14 protein-coding genes are annotated in these 17,619 nt (G+C 68.3%); 6 read left to right on the forward strand and 8 right to left on the reverse strand.

The window, feature by feature from the left end; all coding sequences use genetic code 11:
* Positions 1 to 76 precede the first annotated feature (76 nt).
* Positions 77 to 724, reverse strand: a complete 648-nt coding sequence (locus OHZ10_RS29575) for a glutathione S-transferase family protein (protein WP_342705208.1) — start codon at positions 722 to 724, stop codon at positions 77 to 79.
* 105 nt (positions 725 to 829) lie between these two features.
* Here OHZ10_RS29575 and OHZ10_RS29580 point away from each other — a divergent pair, with 105 nt between their 5' ends.
* A complete protein-coding gene (locus OHZ10_RS29580) occupies positions 830 to 1,942 on the forward strand; it encodes a transketolase-like TK C-terminal-containing protein (protein ID WP_226196342.1) in 1,113 nt (370 codons plus the stop codon).
* 16 nt (positions 1,943 to 1,958) lie between these two features.
* Here OHZ10_RS29580 and OHZ10_RS29585 read toward each other — a convergent pair whose 3' ends face one another.
* Entirely contained in the window at positions 1,959 to 2,414 is a 456-nt protein-coding gene (locus OHZ10_RS29585) for a MarR family winged helix-turn-helix transcriptional regulator (RefSeq protein ID WP_059239968.1), read from the reverse strand.
* A gap of 175 nt (positions 2,415 to 2,589) precedes the next feature.
* Here OHZ10_RS29585 and aceE point away from each other — a divergent pair, with 175 nt between their 5' ends.
* Positions 2,590 to 5,274, forward strand: a complete 2,685-nt coding sequence (aceE, locus tag OHZ10_RS29590; protein WP_342705209.1) for a pyruvate dehydrogenase (acetyl-transferring), homodimeric type — start codon at positions 2,590 to 2,592, stop codon at positions 5,272 to 5,274.
* Between the two features lie 56 nt (positions 5,275 to 5,330).
* Here aceE and OHZ10_RS29595 read toward each other — a convergent pair whose 3' ends face one another.
* The 3 genes from OHZ10_RS29595 to OHZ10_RS29605 are packed head-to-tail and all read right to left on the reverse strand — an operon-like array spanning position 5,331 to position 11,228.
* Positions 5,331 to 6,842 (reverse strand): efflux transporter outer membrane subunit, encoded by a 1,512-nt coding sequence (locus tag OHZ10_RS29595; protein ID WP_342705210.1) that lies wholly within the window; start codon positions 6,840 to 6,842, stop codon positions 5,331 to 5,333.
* Positions 6,839 to 10,012, reverse strand: a complete 3,174-nt coding sequence (locus OHZ10_RS29600; protein ID WP_342705211.1) for a multidrug efflux RND transporter permease subunit — start codon at positions 10,010 to 10,012, stop codon at positions 6,839 to 6,841. The genes OHZ10_RS29595 and OHZ10_RS29600 overlap by 4 nt, the downstream gene beginning before the upstream one ends.
* A 13-nt stretch (positions 10,013 to 10,025) precedes the next feature.
* Positions 10,026 to 11,228, reverse strand: a complete 1,203-nt coding sequence (locus OHZ10_RS29605) for an efflux RND transporter periplasmic adaptor subunit (protein WP_059239959.1) — start codon at positions 11,226 to 11,228, stop codon at positions 10,026 to 10,028.
* Positions 11,229 to 11,308: 80 nt separating this feature from the next.
* Between OHZ10_RS29605 and soxR the strand changes: the two genes are divergently transcribed.
* A complete protein-coding gene (soxR, locus tag OHZ10_RS29610; protein WP_059239957.1) occupies positions 11,309 to 11,788 on the forward strand; it encodes a redox-sensitive transcriptional activator SoxR in 480 nt (159 codons plus the stop codon).
* 36 nt (positions 11,789 to 11,824) lie between these two features.
* Here soxR and OHZ10_RS29615 read toward each other — a convergent pair whose 3' ends face one another.
* Entirely contained in the window at positions 11,825 to 12,586 is a 762-nt protein-coding gene (locus tag OHZ10_RS29615) for an SDR family NAD(P)-dependent oxidoreductase (protein ID WP_342705212.1), read from the reverse strand.
* A gap of 108 nt (positions 12,587 to 12,694) precedes the next feature.
* Between OHZ10_RS29615 and OHZ10_RS29620 the strand changes: the two genes are divergently transcribed.
* Entirely contained in the window at positions 12,695 to 13,606 is a 912-nt protein-coding gene (locus OHZ10_RS29620) for a LysR family transcriptional regulator (RefSeq protein WP_174991326.1), read from the forward strand.
* 24 nt (positions 13,607 to 13,630) lie between these two features.
* Here OHZ10_RS29620 and OHZ10_RS29625 read toward each other — a convergent pair whose 3' ends face one another.
* A complete protein-coding gene (locus OHZ10_RS29625; protein ID WP_059239951.1) occupies positions 13,631 to 14,284 on the reverse strand; it encodes a TetR/AcrR family transcriptional regulator in 654 nt (217 codons plus the stop codon).
* A 148-nt stretch (positions 14,285 to 14,432) separates the two neighbouring features.
* On the opposite strand from OHZ10_RS29625, the gene OHZ10_RS29630 reads away from it, so the two are divergent.
* Together OHZ10_RS29630 and OHZ10_RS29635 are read left to right on the forward strand one after the other, a co-directional pair.
* On the forward strand, positions 14,433 to 15,725 hold the full coding sequence (locus OHZ10_RS29630; RefSeq protein WP_059239949.1) for an NAD(P)/FAD-dependent oxidoreductase: 1,293 nt from the start codon (positions 14,433 to 14,435) through the stop codon (positions 15,723 to 15,725).
* A gap of 44 nt (positions 15,726 to 15,769) precedes the next feature.
* Positions 15,770 to 16,159 carry a DUF3331 domain-containing protein gene (locus tag OHZ10_RS29635; RefSeq protein WP_059239947.1) on the forward strand — a complete coding sequence of 130 codons (390 nt, stop codon included), beginning with the start codon at positions 15,770 to 15,772 and terminating at the stop codon, positions 16,157 to 16,159.
* Between the two features lie 2 nt (positions 16,160 to 16,161).
* Here the strand turns inward: OHZ10_RS29635 and OHZ10_RS29640 are convergent, their stop codons facing one another.
* Complete coding sequence (locus tag OHZ10_RS29640) at positions 16,162 to 17,490, reverse strand: dicarboxylate/amino acid:cation symporter (protein WP_059239945.1); 1,329 nt, start codon at positions 17,488 to 17,490, stop codon at positions 16,162 to 16,164.
* Between the last annotated feature and the right edge of the window lie 129 nt (positions 17,491 to 17,619).

Below are 17,619 nucleotides of genomic sequence, written 5' to 3' on the forward strand. Positions count from 1 at the left end.
GACGAAGGAGAGCAATGTTTCCCGGCAGCGAGGCGGCCGGGCCCCGCGCCGCCCATGCAGCGCGGGCGATGCGATGTCAGTGCGCCGCCTCGGCCGACGGCGCGCGGCATGCGATCAGGCCCCGCTGGACCGCCGGCCGTGCGGCGATGTCGGCCAGCCAGCGCTCGACATGCGGAAAACCGGCAACCTCGAGATCGAGCTCGGCCGCCGTGCGTAGCCACGGAAACGCGGCGATGTCGGCGATCGAATACCGCGACGACGCGAGATACGCCGATTCCGCCAACCGGCGGTTCACGACCCCGTAGAGGCGCGCGGCCTCCTTGCGGTAGCGGTCGATCGCTTCCGCATTGACCGTCTTCGATGCATGCAGGAACCACCACAGCTGGCCGAACATCGGCCCGATTCCGCCGATCTGGACATGCAGCCATTGCTGGACCGCCGTGCGCTCGGCCAGCGTTTCCGGATGCAGACAGCCGGTCTTCTCGGCGAGATAGCCGAGGATCGCGCCGGATTCGAATACGGCCAGCCCGGTATCGTGGTCGACGATGGCCGGGATCTTGCCGTTCGGGTTGATCGCGAGGAACGCCGGGCTGCGCTGCTCGCCGGCGGACAGGTTCACGTGCACGAGGTCGTGCGCGATCCCGGCCTCTTCCAGATAGATCGCGATCTTGTGCCCGTTCGGCGTATCGGCCGTATGGAACGTGAGGGAGTGATTCGAGGTCATGTCGGTCCTTGTCATCGAATTATCATTGCAACTACAATCGTTGCAATTGCAATCCTATGCCGGAACCGATGGCGCCGGCGACATGCCAGTACTCGAAGGAGGGACATGCAAACTGCGCGACCCGGTCCGCCCGTGCGGACGCCCGACACCCGCCGCGCCGCGGCGGCCTGCCTCGAACGGCTCACGGCACGGCGGCTCGCGCCGCCAGGCCATGCGGTGTCCCCGCTCGGCGCCATGCGCGCGGCCGCGGATTGCCTCGAACGCGATACGGCGACGTCGAAGCGCGTGTGGATCGTCCGCGCCGATGCACGCGAGTCGTTCGCCGATACGCGCGCGCATCGCCACATCAGCGCGTGGCCGCTGCGGTTTCTCGATCCGGGCAAGCGTTTCGAGCGGCCGCTGCTGTACCTGCTGCACGCGCGTGCGATCGACCAGCTGCGGCTGGCCTCGATCGAAACCGTCGATCGCGGGATCTTCGTGAACGATGCCGAAACGGCCGCGTCGTCCTGGCCGAAGGGCGTGACGCCCGACGTTCCGCACTGGCTGGCCGCGAACCCCGCCTGCACGCCGTACGACCCGGCGTCGGGACACGAAGCGATCGCGATCCTGCGCCACGCGCTGCGCACGCTCTATGTCGCCGGCCAGCCGGGGTTTTTCTACCTCGCGGGCCATGACGACTGTGTGCCCGATGCAAAGCCGCTGTCGGCGACTGCAGCCCGCGACGCGTTCAACGGCATGGTGCGGGCCGGCCGGCGCGCGGCAGCCGGCGCGGCCGCGCACATCCGGCTATGCGGCGCGGGCAGCACGCTCACGCACGTGATGGAAGCCGCCGACCTGCTGCACGACGAATGGCGGATCGACTCGACGATCTGGAGTTGCCCGAGCTACACGCAGCTCGCGCGCGACGGGCGCGCAACCGACCGCTGGAACCTGCTGCATCCGCACGACGAACCGCGCGTCGCGCACGTGCGGGCAAGCCTCGGCGAAAGCGGCACGCCGGTGCTCGCGGTGACGGGCTATGCGCGGCACGTCGCCGCGCAGATCGGCGCGTTCATCCCGGCCCGCTTTACGGCGCTCGGCGCGGATACGGCCGGCCCCGGCACACGGGCACCGAATGCGCGGTGGATCGCCGCGGTCGCGCTCCGCCTGCTGGCCGACGACGGTCGCGTGCCGGCCGACTGGGCCGCGCAGGCGATGCACCGCTATGCGCGCGGCTGAGGCGCGCCGGCTGCCGTTACTTCGCGTCAGCGGACGCGTCGCGCGCCGCGGCGGTCGCGCGGTCGAGCGCGGCGGCCATCGCCGCCTGCTCCTTGCCGGCGAACTGGTCGAGAAAGAGCTCGGCGACCGTCGACTGGTACACCTTCCACATCTTCTTGCGCAGCGTCCGCCCCTTGTCGGTGATGCTCGCAAACGCCGCGCGGCCGTCGTCGGCGGACCGCGCGCGCGTCACGAGCCCTTCCTGTTCGAGCCGGTCGACGAGCCGCGTCAGGTTGTAGCGCTCGATCGCGAGCACATCGGCCAGTTCGTGCATGCGGCGCGTGCCGTCGGGCCCGCTTTCGAGCCCCCACAGCGCGTCGTACCACGCGTACGCGGGCAAACCGGCCGCCGCGAGGCGGCGCTCGATCTCGCGAATCATCGTCCGGTGCGCGCGGACGAACGAGAACCACAAATCGGGTTCGGGTGCGCTCATGTCAGGTCGTTCCTTTCGTTGAATTGCAGTTGCAATTAAATTTTACCTCGATAACAATGGCCTCCATACGATTGCAATTGCAATCATTTTCGCCCGCCGATCGGCGGGCGTTCCGTCGCGCGACGCGGCGCCACGACCGTCGCCCCGCGCAGCCTGATGCTTCTGGAGACACTGCATGACCGCACCTCTCGCGTTACCCGACATCGATCCGCAGGAAACCCGCGAATGGCTCGATGCGCTCGAATCCGTGATCGCACTCGAAGGCCGCCCGCGCGCGCACTACCTGCTCGACCAGCTCGCCGATCTTGACGCAGCCCGCCACGGCGACCTGCATGGCCGCGTGACGACCGCCTACGTGAACTCCGTGCCGCGTGAACGGCAGCCGGCCTACCCGGGCGATCTCGCGCTCGAGCGCCGCCTGAACGCGATGATCCGCTGGAACGCGATGGTGATGGTGCTGCGCGCCGGCCGGCATTCGAACGTCGGCGGCCACATCGCGACCTACCAGTCGGCCGCGGTGCTGTACGACGTCGGCTTCGACCACTTCTTTCGCGGCCGCACCGATACGTTCGACGGCGACATGGTCTACATCCAGGGGCATTCGGCGCCCGGCATCTACGGCCGCGCGTATCTGGAAGGCCGCATCACGGATGCGCAGCTCGACAATTTCCGCCGGGAAACCGGCCGTGAAGCAGGGCGCGACGGGCTGTCGTCGTATCCGCATCCGCGCCTGATGCCGGAGTTCTGGCAATTCCCGACCGTGTCGATGGGGCTCGGCCCGCTCACGGCCGCGTATCAGGCGCGCTTCATGCGCTACCTCGAGTACCGCGGGCTGAAAGCGCATCAGGGCCGCAAGGTGTGGGCGTTTCTCGGCGACGGCGAAATGGACCAGCCCGAATCGCTCGCGGCCATCTCGCTCGCCGGGCGCGAACGGCTCGACAACCTGATCTTCGTCGTCAACTGCAACCTGCAGCGTCTCGACGGCCCCGTGCGCGGCAACGGCAAGGTCATCCAGGAACTCGAAGGCACGTTCCGCGCGGCCGGCTGGAACGTCGTCAAGGTGATCTGGGGCGGCGGCTGGGATCGCCTGCTCGAACGCGACACGACCGGCCTGCTGCGCCAGCGCATGATGGAGTGCGTCGACGGCGACTACCAGACCTTCAAGTCGCAAAGCGGCGCGTACGTGCGCGAGCACTTCTTCGGCAAGTATCCGGAACTGCTCGAGCTCGTCGCCGACCTGTCCGACAACGACATCTGGAAACTGGCGCGCGGCGGTCACGATCCGGAGAAGGTCCACGCGGCCTATGCGCAGGCGATGCGCGCGGACGGCCGGCCGACCGTCGTGCTCGCAAAGACCGTCAAGGGCTTCGGGATGGGCGAAGCCGGCGAAGGCCAGAACGTGAACCACCAGTTGAAGAAGATGAGCGCCGATGCGGTGCGCGCGTTCCGCGATCGCTTCGCGCTGCCGGTCAGCGACGCGCAGCTTGACGAACTGCCCTACCTGAAGCCGGAACCGGGCAGCGCGGAAGCACGCTATTTCGCGGCGCGCCGCGCGGCGCTCGGCGGCCACGTGCCGGCCCGCTTCAGCGCCGTGCAGCCGCTGCCGGTGCCACCGCTCGCCGCGTTCGACGCGCAATTGAAGGACACCGGCGAGCGCGGGCTGTCGACGACGATGGCGTTCGTGCGCATCCTCGGCACGCTGCTGAAGGATCCGCAGCTCGGCAAGCTCGTCGTGCCGATCGTGCCGGACGAATCGCGTACGTTCGGGATGGAGGGCCTGTTCCGCCAGATCGGCATCCACTCGCATCTCGGCCAGCTCTATACGCCGCAGGACGCAGGCCAGCTCAGCTACTACAAGGAAGCGAAGGACGGGCAGATCCTCCAGGAAGGGATCAACGAGTCGGGCGCGATCGCGTCGTGGATCGCGGCCGGCACCGCGTACAGCAACCACGGGCTGCCGGCGATCCCGTTCTACATCTTCTATTCGATGTTCGGGCTGCAGCGCGTCGGCGATCTTGCCTGGGCGGCCGGCGACGCCCGCACGCGCGGCTTCCTGCTCGGCGCGACGTCGGGCCGCACGACGCTGATGGGCGAAGGGCTGCAGCACAACGACGGGCATAGCCAGGTGCTGTCGTCGGTGATTCCGAACTGCGTGTCGTACGACCCGACCTATGCATACGAACTCGCGGTGATCGTGCGCGACGGGCTGCGGCGGATGTTCGCGGAACAGGAGGACGTCTACTACTACATCACGCTGCTCAACGAGAACTACCCGCATCCGGCGCTGCCCGATCACGCGGAGGCCGGCATCCTGAAGGGGCTCTACCTGTTGCGCGAAAGCGCACCGCGCACCGCCGATGCACCGCACGTGCAGCTGATGGGCAGCGGCGCGATCCTGCGCGAAGTGATCGCCGCCAGCGACCTGCTCGCGCAGGACTTCGGCGTGTCGAGCGACGTCTGGAGCGCGACGAGCTTGACCGAGCTGCGCCGCGACGGGCTGGCCGCGGAGCGCTGGAACCTGCTGCATCCCGATCAGGCGCCGCGTGTGCCGTATGTGCAGCAATGCGTCGATGGCCGCACGGGGCCTGTCGTCGTCGCGACCGACTACATGAAGATCGTCGGCGACCAGATCCGCGCGTTCGTCGACGGCCGGCGCTTCGTGTCGCTCGGCACCGACGGCTTCGGCCGCTCGGATACGCGCGAGGCGCTACGCACGTTCTTCGAGGTCGACCGCCACTTCATCGCGATCGCGGCGTTGAAAGCGCTCGCCGACGATGGCGTGATCGAGCGCGCACGCGTCGGCGAGGCCATCCGGCGCTACGGCATCGACGTAGACAAGGTCGACCCGGCGATCGTGTGACCCTGCAGCGCGCGACAGACACCGTCCTGCCGGCCTGCCGCGCGCCGCTGCTCGCGCTACGGCTTCGACTGCGCAAGCGGGGCTTGTGCGCCTTGCCCGGTACCCGACGGCCAGCCGCCTGCGAGCGCCTTGTACAGCGCGACCGTCGAGGCCGCGCTGCGCATCCGCCCGTCGGCCGCCGCATCCTGCGCCTGCAGCAGCGTCCGTTGCGCATCGAGCACTTCGTAGTAGTCGATCGCACCGGCCGAGAAGCGTGTCTGCGCGAGCTGTGCGGCGCGCGCGCTGTCGTCCGCCGCCCGCACGAGGTGCGCGGTCTCGTCACGCGTGCGGGCGGCACGCAGCAGCGCGTTCTCGGTTTCCTCCAGCGCGCCGAGCACGGTCTGCCGGTACTGCGCGAGCTGGCCGGCCGCTTCCGCGTCGCTCGCGGCGATCCGCGCACGCACGCGGCCGACGTCGAGGAACGACCAGTCGATGCCGAGCGCGATCAGGTTCGTATCGCTGCCCGCGCGGAAGAACCCGTAACTGCTCGTCGCACTGCCGAGCAGCCCCGACAGCGTGAAGCGCGGGAACAGGTCGGCCGTCGCGACGCCGACGCGCGCGGTCGCCGCGTGCAGCCGCGCCTCGGCCGCCGCGACATCGGGACGCCGGCGCAGCAGGTCGCCCGGCGTGCCGGGATCGATGTCGGCGTCCAGCGCCGGCAGCGGCGCCGATGTGCCGGGCGACGCGCCGGCTTTCGGCAGATCGAAGCGGCCAATCAGCGCATCCGGCGTCTGGCCGGTCAGCACCGCGAGCCGATGCTCGTCGACGCCGATCGCGGCTTCGTACACGGCGATCCGCGACGTCGTCGATTCGTACTGCGCACGCGCACGCGCCGCGTCGAGTTCGGACCCTCTTCCCGCGCCGACGCGTGCATTGATCAGCGCGAGTGTCTGCTTCTGGTTGTCGGCGTTCTCGCGCGCGATCCGCAGCCGTTCCTGCGAGCCGCGCAGATCGACGTACGTGCTCGCCACCTCGCCCGCGATCGCAACGCGCACCGCGCGCACGTCGGCCGCGCTGGCCGCTGTTTCCGCACGCTGCGACTCGATCGAGCGCCGCACGCGGCCGAACAGGTCGAGTTCCCAGGCGGCATTGATCCCGACGTTCGACGTCGGCGTATTGCGCTGGCTGCGCGGCGCGCCGAACGCCTGGTCCTTGCTCATCAGCTGATGGCCGATCTGGCCGCTCGCGGTGATGGTCGGATAGCGGTCGAAGGTTGCCTGCGACAGCAACGCGTTCGACGCGTCGTAACGCGATACCGCGACCTGCAGGTCCTGGTTGGCCGCCAGCGCCGCGTCGATCAGCTGCGTCAGCGCCGGATCGCCGAAGCCGCGCCAGAACGTGGCATCGGCGGCGGCCGACGCATCGGGCGGCATCTCGGCCGGCGACGCGTCGCGCTGCGGCGCCGGATGGCCGTCACGCGCGAACCGCGCGGCCGTGGCCGTATCGGGCCGCTTGAAATCGGGGCCGACCGCGCACGCGGCGAGCGTCACCGACATCGCGAGCGCGGAAAGACGGAAAGCGGCGCTCATCGGTTTTCTCCTTCGAGGGTGCCGTGCTGTTCGCTCCAGACGGCCGGCGTGCCGCCCGCGAGCTTGCGGATCGCCACGTAGAACACGGGCGTCAGGAACAGCCCGAACACCGTGACGCCCAGCATCCCCGCGAACACGGTGATGCCGGTGGCCGCACGCACTTCGCTGCCCGCGCCGCTGCCGATCAGGAGCGGCACCGAGCCCGCGATGAACGCGACCGACGTCATCACGATCGGGCGCAGCCGCAGCTTGCACGCTTCGAGTGCCGCCTCGATCACGCCCTTGCCCTGGATTTCGAGCTCGCGCGCGAACTCGACGATCAGGATCGCGTTCTTGCACGCGAGCCCCATCAACACGACCAGGCCGACCTGCACGAACACGTTGTTGTCACCGCCGGACAGCCATACGCCGAATAGCGCCGCGCACATGCACACGGGCACGATCAGGATCACCGCGAGCGGCAGCGTCCAGCTCTCGTACAGCGATGCGAGCACGAGGAACACGAGCATCACGGCGAGCGGGAATACCACGATCGCCGCGTTGCTCTGCGTGACCTGCTGGTAGCTGAGGTCGGTCCATTCGAGCGTGATGCCCGGGGGCAGCACCTCCTTCGCGATCTGCTGGAGCTTCGCGATCGCCTGCGACGACGACATCACCTTCGGATCGGCGTCACCGATCAGGTCGGCGGCCGGATAGCCGTTGTAGCGCACGACCGGATCGGGACCGTACGCGGGCCCCACCGTCACCATCGAGCCGATCGGCACCATCTCGCCCCTGGCATTACGCGTGCGCAGGTTCGCGATGTCGGCGGCCGTCTGCCGGTGGCCGGCATCGGCCTGCGCCATCACGCGATACACGCGGCCGAACACGTTGAAGTCGTTCACGTACATCGAGCCGAGATACACCTGCAGCGTATTGAACAGGTCGGTCAACGCGACGCCCTGCGCCTTCGCCTTCAGCCGGTCGACCTTCACCTCGAGTTGCGGGATGTTCGCCTGGTACGAGCTGACCGGATAGCTCATCCCCGGCGTCTTCGCGACGGCGGCCTGGAATGTCGTGAGCGCCTTTTGCAGTTCGCCGTAGCCGAGCCCGCCGCGATCCTCCAGGTACAGCGAGTAACCGGAACCGTTGCCGAGGCCCTGGATCGGCGGCGGCATCAGCGCATAGGTAATGCCGCCATTGATCGCCGCGAAGCGTGCGTTCAGGTCCGCGTTGATCTGCGCGGCGCTGCGGTGGCGCTGGTCGAACGGCTTCAGGATCACGTACGAGTTCGTGATGTTCGGCGTATTCACGCCCTGCAGCGCATTCAGCCCCGCGAATGCCGGCACCATCTCGACCCCGTCGGTGCCGAGCGCGATCTTCGTCATCTGCTCGGTCACCGCGCTGGTGCGCGCGAGCGACGCGCCTTCCGGCAGCTTCGCGCCCGCGAACAGGTACAGCTTGTCCTGCACGGGGATGAAGCCGCCCGGCACCGCGTTCAACAGCAGCGCGGTCGCCGCGAGCAGCGTCGCATAGACCGCGAACACCACGCCGCGCCGCTTCAGCGTGCGACCCACGACGCCGTGATAGCGGTCGGAGCTACGCTCGAAGAAGCGGTTGAACGGATGAAACAGCCAGCCGAATGCGCGGTCGAGCCCGCGCGTCAACGCATCCTTCGGGGCGCCGTGCGGACGCAGCAGCTTCGCGGCGAGCGCCGGCGACAACGTCAGCGAATTGATCGCGGAAATCACCGTCGAGATCGCGATCGTCACCGCGAACTGCTTGTAGAACTGGCCCGTGACGCCCGACATGAACGCCATCGGCACGAACACCGCACACAGCACGAGCGCGATCGCGACGATCGGCCCCGACACCTCGCGCATCGCCTGGTGCGCGGCATCGCGTGGGCTCAGCCCCTGCGCGATGTTGCGCTCGACGTTCTCGACGACGACGATCGCATCGTCGACGACGATCCCGATCGCGAGCACGAGCCCGAACAGCGTCAGCGTGTTGATCGAATAGCCGAGCAGGTAGAGCCACGCGAACGTACCGACGACCGACACCGGCACGGCGACCAGCGGAATGATCGATGCGCGCCACGTCTGCAGGAACAGGATCACGACGAGCACGACCAGCACGACGGCCTCGATCAGCGTGTGCTGCACCGCGCGGATCGACTCGCGCACGAACACCGTCGGGTCCCACACGGGGCGGTACGCGACGCCGGGCGGGAACCGCTTCGACAGCTCGTCGAGCTTCGCATACACGGCCTTCGCGACATCGAGCGCGTTCGCACCCGGCGACAGGAAGATGCCGACCACGGCCGAATGCTTGTCGTTGAAGTACGAGCGCAGCGTGTAGTCGCCCGCGCCGAGCTCGATGCGCGCGACGTCGGACAGCTTCACGACCTGGCCGTCGTCGCCGTTGCGCAACACGATGTCGCTGAACTCCTGCACCGTGCGCAGGCGGCCGCGCACGTTGATCGACACGAGGAAGTCGTTTTTCTTCGGCGACGGTTCCGCACCAAGCTGGCCCGCCGACACCTGCACGTTCTGCTCGCGCACGGCCGCGATCACGTCGCTCGCGGTCAGCCCGCGCGACGCCAGCCGGTTCGGGTCGAGCCACAGCCGCATCGCATAGTCGCCGGAGCCGTACACGCCGACGTCGCCGATGCCGGTGAGCCGCGACAGCTCGTCCTTCACGTGCAGCGTCAGGTAGTTGCGCAGGTACAGCGAATCGCGGCTGTTGTCCGGCGAATAGAGGCTCACGTACATCAGCGGCGTCGGCGACTGCTTCTGCGTGGTCACGCCGTACTGGCGCACCTCGTCGGGCAGGCGCGACAGCGCCTGGCTCACGCGGTTCTGCACGCGCACGGCGGCCGTGTCGGGATCGACACCCTGCAGGAACGTGACGACGACCTGCAGGCTGCCGTCCGACCCGGCGACCGACTTCATGTACATGATGCCTTCGACGCCGTTGATCGCCTCTTCCAGCGGTTCGGCGACCGATTCGGCGATTTCCTTCGGGTTCGCGCCTGGGTACGTCGCCCGCACGACCACGCTCGGCGGCACGACTTCCGGGTATTCGCCGGCCGGCAGCATCGGAATCGAGATCAGGCCGATCGCGAAGATGACGATCGACAGCACGACCGCAAAGATCGGCCGGTCGATGAAGAATCGGGAGAAATCCATTACCGTTCTCCCGTCATTGCGCGGCAGGCGCGCCGGCATCGGCCACGGCCTGCGTGCCGTTGCCGCCGCCCGCATCGGCGCGCGCGGGCAGCGCCTTCGGCTTCACCTGCGCACCCGGATAGTAGATCCGCTGCACGCCGTCGACGACCACGCGATCGCCCGCCTGCAGCCCCTTCTCGACGATCCGCTCGCCCTCCAGCTCGCGGCCGATCGTCACGTCGCGGCGCAATGCCTTGTCGCCGGGGCCGATCACGTACACGTACTTGCGGTCCTGGTCGGTGAGCACGGCCTTGTCGTCGACGAGCAGCGCGTCCTGGTCGCGGCCGCTGACGAGTTGCACGCGTGCATACAGGCCCGGCGTGAACGTATGGTCCGCATTGGGCAGCCGCACGCGCGCGCGGATCGTCCCGGTTTGCGGGTCGAGCCGGTTGTCGAGGAAATCGACGGTGCCCGCATGCGGGAAGCCCGTTTCGTTCGCGAGGCCCACACGCACCGGATCGGCGCCGATCGCGCGATGCTTCGGATCGGCACGGCGCGCGTTGTAGCGCAGGTAGCTCTGTTCGTCGCAGTCGAAGTACACGTAGACCGGATCCTGCGACACGACGGTCGTCAGCAGCGTGTCGTCCGCGCGCGCGAGGTTGCCGACGGTCGCGACCGCGCGGCCGACGCGGCCCGCGATCGGCGCGCGCACTTCGGTGAAGCCGAGATTGAGCTTCGCATCGGCGACGGCCGCATCGGCCGCCTGCAGATCCGCACGCGCCTGTTCGGCGGTCGCGCGCGCATTGTCGAGTTCTTCCTGCGACGTCGCATGCGCATCGATCAGCGTCTGCACGCGCTTGAGCTGCACCTGGGCAAGGCTCGCGGCCGCGCGGGCGCGCTGCTGCTGCGCGTTGGCGCGGTCGAGCGCGATCCGGTATGGACGCGGGTCGATCTCGAACAGCAGCGCGCCCTGCGCGACGAGATCCCCCTCCTTGTAGGCGACACGCTGCAGATAGCCGCTGACGCGCGGCCGCAATTCGACCGCGTCGACCGCTTCGACACGCCCGTTGAACGCGTCCGCGAGGCGGACCGTGCGCGGCGCGACAGTCGCGACACCGACTTCGGGAAGGGGATGGGCCGACGACGTGTCTTTGCCGTCGTGACAGCCCGACAACGCCAGCAACAGTGCGCAGGCGGCGCCCAAAGGCGACGTCCTGCGTAGGGATAAGGAGAGCATGATGCCTCGCGACGGGTTAAACTGCCGCGTAGCATAAAAGTTGAAGTTAACTTCAAGTCAAGCTTTTCCCGGAGAACGTCATGGGTACCCCGGAAGAACCGAAATGGCCGCTGATGTCGATCCGCGAAGTGGCCGCGCGCAGCGGCGTGCCGGCGTCGACGCTGCGGTTCTACGAGACGCGCGGGCTCATCAAGTCGCACCGGAACGGCTCGAGCCATCGTCACTATTCGCGTGCGGTGCTGCGGCTGATCGCGTTCATCGTGTTCGCGCAGAAGATCGGCTATTCGCTCGACGAAATCGCCGAACAGCTCGTCAGCCTCCCCGAGGACACCGCGCCGAGCAACAAGGACTGGCAGCGGCTGTCGCGCGGCTGGAAGCAGCGCGTCGCGAACCGGATCGAGGAACTGCAGCGGCTCTACATCAACCTCGACGAATGCATCGGCTGCGGCTGCCTGTCGCTGAAGCGCTGCAAGCTGACCAATCCGGAAGACCGCGCGGGCCGCAACGGGCCCGGCGCGCGGCGCTGGCTCGGCGACAAACCGCCGGCGGATCCCGAATGACGGACGCACCCGCGCCCGCCGCTCGCGCGCGGTACGTTACCCGACGCGCCAGCCGCCGTTTGCCGCGATCGTCGCGCCCGTGACGAACGACGCGCGCGGCCCGGCGAGCCACGCGACCGCATCGGCGATGTCGTCCGGCTGCCCGGCGCGGCCAACCGGCGTCTGCTCGCGGATCGTCGCCGCGATGGCCGGTGCAACGCCACCGTCGCCGAAGAAACGCGTATCGGCGATATAGCCGGGCGCGACCGTATTGACCGTCGCGCCGCGCGGCCCGAGCTCGCGCGCGAGCGCAGCGGTGAACCCTTCGACGCCGGCCTTCGCGGCCGCATACGCGAGGCCGCCCGGCAACAGGCTGCCCGCGCGCGCCGCGATCGAACCGATGTTGACGATCCGCGCGGCGTGGTCGGCCAGGTGCGGCAGGACGGCCATCGTCGTCAGGAACAGGCTTTTCAGGTTCGCGTCGAGCACCGCGTCCCACACGGCCTCCGCTTCGCCCGCCTCCGTATCCGCGCCGACGCGGCCGGTCAGCCCCGCGTTGTTGACGAGCACGTCGATGCGCGGCCAGCGCGCGACGATGGCGGCCACCGCCGCTTGCGCGTCGCGCCTCACGCTCAAATCACCGGCCTGCCCGATTGCCGCACGGCCGAGCCGCGCGACGGCCGCCTCCAGCCGCGCCACGTCGCGCCCGACGATCGCGACCCGATACCCGTCCTGCACCAGCCTGCTCGCGATCGCGAAGCCGATCCCGCCCGACCCGCCCGTGACGATCGCCGTACGTTGCTGTTCGCTGCCCGTCATGACCTGCCCTCCTGACTATCGACGATGGATGACAAGGACATTCTGGGCAGCGCCGGGTGATAGGTAAAATACGAATTCAGTGATCCACTGATACATGGAAGGTATCGCATGATCGATCTGCGCCAGTTCAGGCAATTCATCGCCGTTGCCGAGACGCTCAGCTTCCGGCGTGCGGCCGAGCGGCTGCACATGGCACAGCCGCCGTTGAGCGCCGCGATCCGCAAGCTCGAAGACGCACTGGGCGTCGCGCTGCTCGAACGCGACAACCGCGGCTCGCGGCTCACGCCGGCCGGCGAAGCGTTCCTGCTCGAAGCGCGGCGCGCACTCGAACAGGCCGAACGCGCGGTGGCGGTGGCCCGCCGCGCGGGCGCCGGTCTCGGCGGCACGCTGCGGCTGCGCTTCGTCGACAGTACGGTCAACGCGCTGCTGCCGCTGATCCTGCGCGCCTTCCAGGAACGGCATCCGGGCGTCGATTTCCAGCTGGAAGAAGGCACGACCGCCGAACAGGTGCTCGCGCTGCGTCAGGACCGCACGGACGTCGGCCTCGTCGTCCTGCCGGTGGCCGATGCCGGCGACGTGCGCGTCGAGCCGCTGCTGCGCGACCGGATGGTGGCCGCGCTGCCCGCCGGCCACCGGCTCGCGCGCCGCAAGCGCATCGCGCTCGCCGAGCTGGCGGACGAGCCGTGGGTCATGTTTGCCGCGCACCACGGACCCGGCATGCATGCGCTGATCGCGACGGCCTGCGCACAGGCCGGGTTCGCGCCGCGGGTGGTGCAGCAGCCGCGCCAGATGCAAACGACGGCCGGGCTCGTCGCAGGCGGCATCGGCGTCGCGCTGATGCCGCGCCTGTTCGTGCCGATGCAGCCGCAAGGCATTACGTTCTGCGAACTGAAGGATGCGGGCAGCCCGCTTGCGTACGAGCTGGCGATCGCGTATCGCACGCCGTCGCCGCTCGTCGATGCGCTGCGCGAGACCGCGCGAAACGCGGTGCGCGAACTGGGGCTGGTTGCGGCGACGTGACCGCGCGCATCGCGCGCGCGGCGCTCAGTCGCCGATGAGGTTGAACGCGACCGCGAGCACGGCTTCCCGGAATGCATCCGGCCGCGTCGGCAGCGACGTGAACTCCAGCATCATGTGGCTGTACGACACCGTCGTGCCGACCGCGCTCGCGATCATGAAGAACAGCACGTTCGGATCGACCGGGCGGATCGCGCCGGCCTCGACCGCGTCCGCCAGCAGCGGAAACATCGCATCGTGATACGGGCGCACGATCCGCTCCTGCAGCCGGTCGAGCCGGCCGCCCTCCTCGGTCGCCGCCGTCGAGAAGAACATGCCGATGTCCGGCTCCGCAAACTCGTGATCGACGCACAGCTCGAGCGCGCGCCGCACGCGGTCGCGATGCAGCAGCGATGACGTGCGCAGTGCACGCAGCGCATCGAACAACGGTTCGGCCAGCTCGACGATCTGCTCGACGACAGCCAGCCACAACGTTTCCTTCGTACCGAAATGATGGGCGATCAATGCCGCGTCGATGCCCAGTTCGCGCGCGACTTCGCGCACGCTCGTCGCATCGTAGCCACGCTTCGCAAAGGTTCGGCGCGCGGCCCGCAATATCACGTCCGGACCGACGGACGCCTCCGCCAGCGGCCGCCCGCGCGTACGCCGCTTCGACGGCACGCGCTCAGTGACTTCAGCCACGTTTTCCTGCTCCCCTTGAATGGTTCGATTGCCCGTGTTCGGGCCCCGGTTTCATTTCCCCGGAATTGGATGGCCTGCCCTACTCCGTTGACACGCGGAGCCGGGAAGCGCTACGATCATACCTTATTCATCACGTGATGATTTATCCATGACTACCCCTACACGCATCGTCATCGTCGGCGGCGGGATCGCCGGGTTGCAGCTCGCGACCCGCCTGGGCGAGCGTCTCGGCCGGTCCGGGCGTGCGCAGGTCACCATCGTCGACCGCAGTCCGACCCATATCTGGAAGCCGATGCTGCACACGATCGCGGCCGGTACGCGCGACGTCCAGCAGCAGCAGGTGATCTTCCTCGCCCATGCCCGCGACCACGGCTACACGTACCAGCCGGGCGAACTGAAGGGGCTCGATCGCGCGCGCCGCCGCGTGCAGCTCGGCGAGATCCGCTCGCAGGCCGGCGACGTGGTGATCGACGCGCGTGAACTCGAATACGACGTGCTGATCCTCGCGCTCGGCAGCCAGGCCAACGATTTCGGCGTGCCGGGCGTGCGGGAGCACTGCTACTTCATCGACAGCCAGCAGCAAGCCGAGACCTTCAACGAAGCGTTGCGGATGCGCGTGTTCCGCAGCATCGCGCGCGACGAGCCGTTCCGCGTCGCAATCGTCGGTGCGGGCGCGACGGGCGTGGAGCTTGCGGCGGAGCTGAGCCGCCTGCTGGAAGTCGCGCAGGCCTATGGCGACGAGACGGTGCGCGAGCGGCTGCAGCTCACGCTGCTCGAAAGCGGCCCGCGCATCCTCGCCGCGTTTCCGCCAAGAATTTCGGCATCCGCGCAGCGGCGGCTCGAACAGATCGGTTTTCACGTGCTGACGTCGACGCGCGTGACGTCGGCCGATGCGAACGGCTTCCACTATGGCGACGGTTCGTTCGCCGCAGCGGACCTGATGGTCTGGGCGGCCGGCGTGAAGGCGCCCGATTTCATGCAGGCGCTTGGCGGGCTCGACACGAACCGCGCGAACCAGGTCGTCGTCGGGCCCACGCTGCAGGCAACGGGCGACGAACACATATTCGCGATCGGCGATTGCGCGAGCCTGCTGCCCGACGGCCAGGAACGGCCGTTGCCGCCCACCGCGCAGGTCGCGACGCAGCAGGCCGAGCATCTCGCGAAGCACCTGCCCGCGTGGCTCGACGGTACGCCGATCCCGCCGTTCGCGTTCCACGATTTCGGCGCGCTCGTGTCGATCAGCGATTACGACGCGTTCGGCACGCTCGGGCAGTTCGGGTTCTTCCGCGGTGGCTTCATCCAGGGGCGTTTCGCGCAGTTCAGCCACCTGATGCTCTACCGGCGGCACCAGCAGGCGCTGCACGGTTTTTCCAAGGCGACCCTGCTGTGGATCGCCGAGCGGATCAACGGCTGGGTGCAGCCGCGCATCCGCCTGTCGTGATGCCGCGCGTGGCGGCACCGCGTTACGTTTCGAGGAAAAGAAACATGAACAACCCTGCAGCGCCCTGGCTCATGACCGTCGCCGCGATCGGCAGTTTCGACATGCCGTCCGTCTCGTGGGGCCTCCCGCGGCGGCGCACCATCACCCGCGACCGGCTGCCGTCGTGGGACCCGACGAGCAAGCCGACCATCAGCGTGCTCGAGCGGCCCACGGCCGACACCGTGATGATTTCGTGGCGCGACGCGTGCACCGGGCATTACGGCTACCAGAAGTGGCGGCTGTTCACGACGCGCAAACGCGGCGTGTGCGCGCTGTCGGGGCGATCGATCGAGGCCGGCGACAGCGTCTATGCGCCGCAGCTGCTCGGCTCGACACCGGGCAACGCCGCCGCGATGGTGCTCGCGGCGTGCATCGACGAGGCCCTGGCGGCCTGACGTCAGGTCGACGTTGCCTGACCGGCGCCATAGGCCGGATCGCTGTTCTGCCGTTCGAGTTCGGCGTCGAGATGCGCGGCATGCGCCTGCGCTTCGGACTCCGACATCAGCTCGCCTTCCCACTTCGCGACCACCGCGCTGGCAATCGAATTGCCGACCGCGTTCGTGGCCGAGCGGCCCATGTCGAGGAACGTGTCGACACCGAGGATCAGCAGCAGCCCGGCCTCCGGGATGTTGAACTGGTGCAGCGTCGCGGCGATCACGACGAGCGATGCGCGCGGCACGCCGGCCATCCCCTTCGACGTCAGCATCAGGATCAGCAGCATCGTGACCTGCGTGCCGAGCGACAGGTGGATGTTGTAGGCCTGCGCGATGAACAGCGACGCGAACGTGCAGTACATCATCGAGCCGTCGAGGTTGAACGAATAACCCATCGGCATCACGAAGCTCGAAATCTTGCGGCGCACGCCGAAACGGTCGAGTGCATCGAGGATCTTCGGGTACGCGGCTTCCGAGCTCGCGGTCGCGAACGACAGCATGAACGCTTCCTTGATCAGCACCAGCAGCTTGAACACGCGGCGGCCGAGGAACAGCAACCCGGCGGCGACGAGCGTGGCCCACAGCAGCACGAGGCTCACGTAGAAGTCGCCCATGAACACCGCGAACTTCAGCAGGATCGACAACCCGTTGATCGCGACGGTCGACGCCATCGCAGCCATCACCGCGAGCGGTGCGAGCTTCATCACGTAACCGGTGATCTTCAGCATCACGTGCGCGAGCTGGTCGATCGCGGCCACGAGGATCTTGCCGCGCTCGCCGAGCGCCGACAGCGCGACGCCGAAGAACATCGAGAACACGACGATCTGCAGGATCTCGTTGTTCGTCATCGCCTCGGCGAACGATTTCGGCACCATGTGGCCGACGAAATCCTTCAGCGTGAACTTGGATGTCGCGAGATGCGCGGACGCGCCGATGTCCGGCAACGGCAGGCCGAGATTCTCGCCCGGTCGCAGCACATTCGCCATCAGCAGCCCGAGCAGCAGCGAGATCAGCGATGCGGTAACGAACCAGCCGAGCGCCTTCACGAACACGCGCCCGACCGACGACGCATCACCCATGTGCGCAATGCCGACGACGAGTGTCGAGAACACCAGCGGGCCGATCACCATCTTGATCAGCCGCAGGAACACGTCGGACACGAGCGAGATGTAGCCGGCGATTTCCGCGGCCGACTGCTTGTCCGGGAACTGCGTGAAGATCAGGTAGCCGATGAGGATGCCGGCCGCCATCGCGAGCAGGATCCAGCCTGCCGCAGACATTCGTTTGTTCATAACGGGATTCGCCGCACGGTGAAGGGGTTGACGGGTGAGAGGCGCGCGCCCCGTGCCGTGCCGCGGCACGCGCGTGGCAAGCCGGTCAGGCTTGCGGATGTCCGCGAACGGACGCGCTGCCGCCGCAGC

Source organism: Burkholderia arboris (assembly GCF_038723655.1).
GTDB lineage: Bacteria > Pseudomonadota > Gammaproteobacteria > Burkholderiales > Burkholderiaceae > Burkholderia > Burkholderia arboris.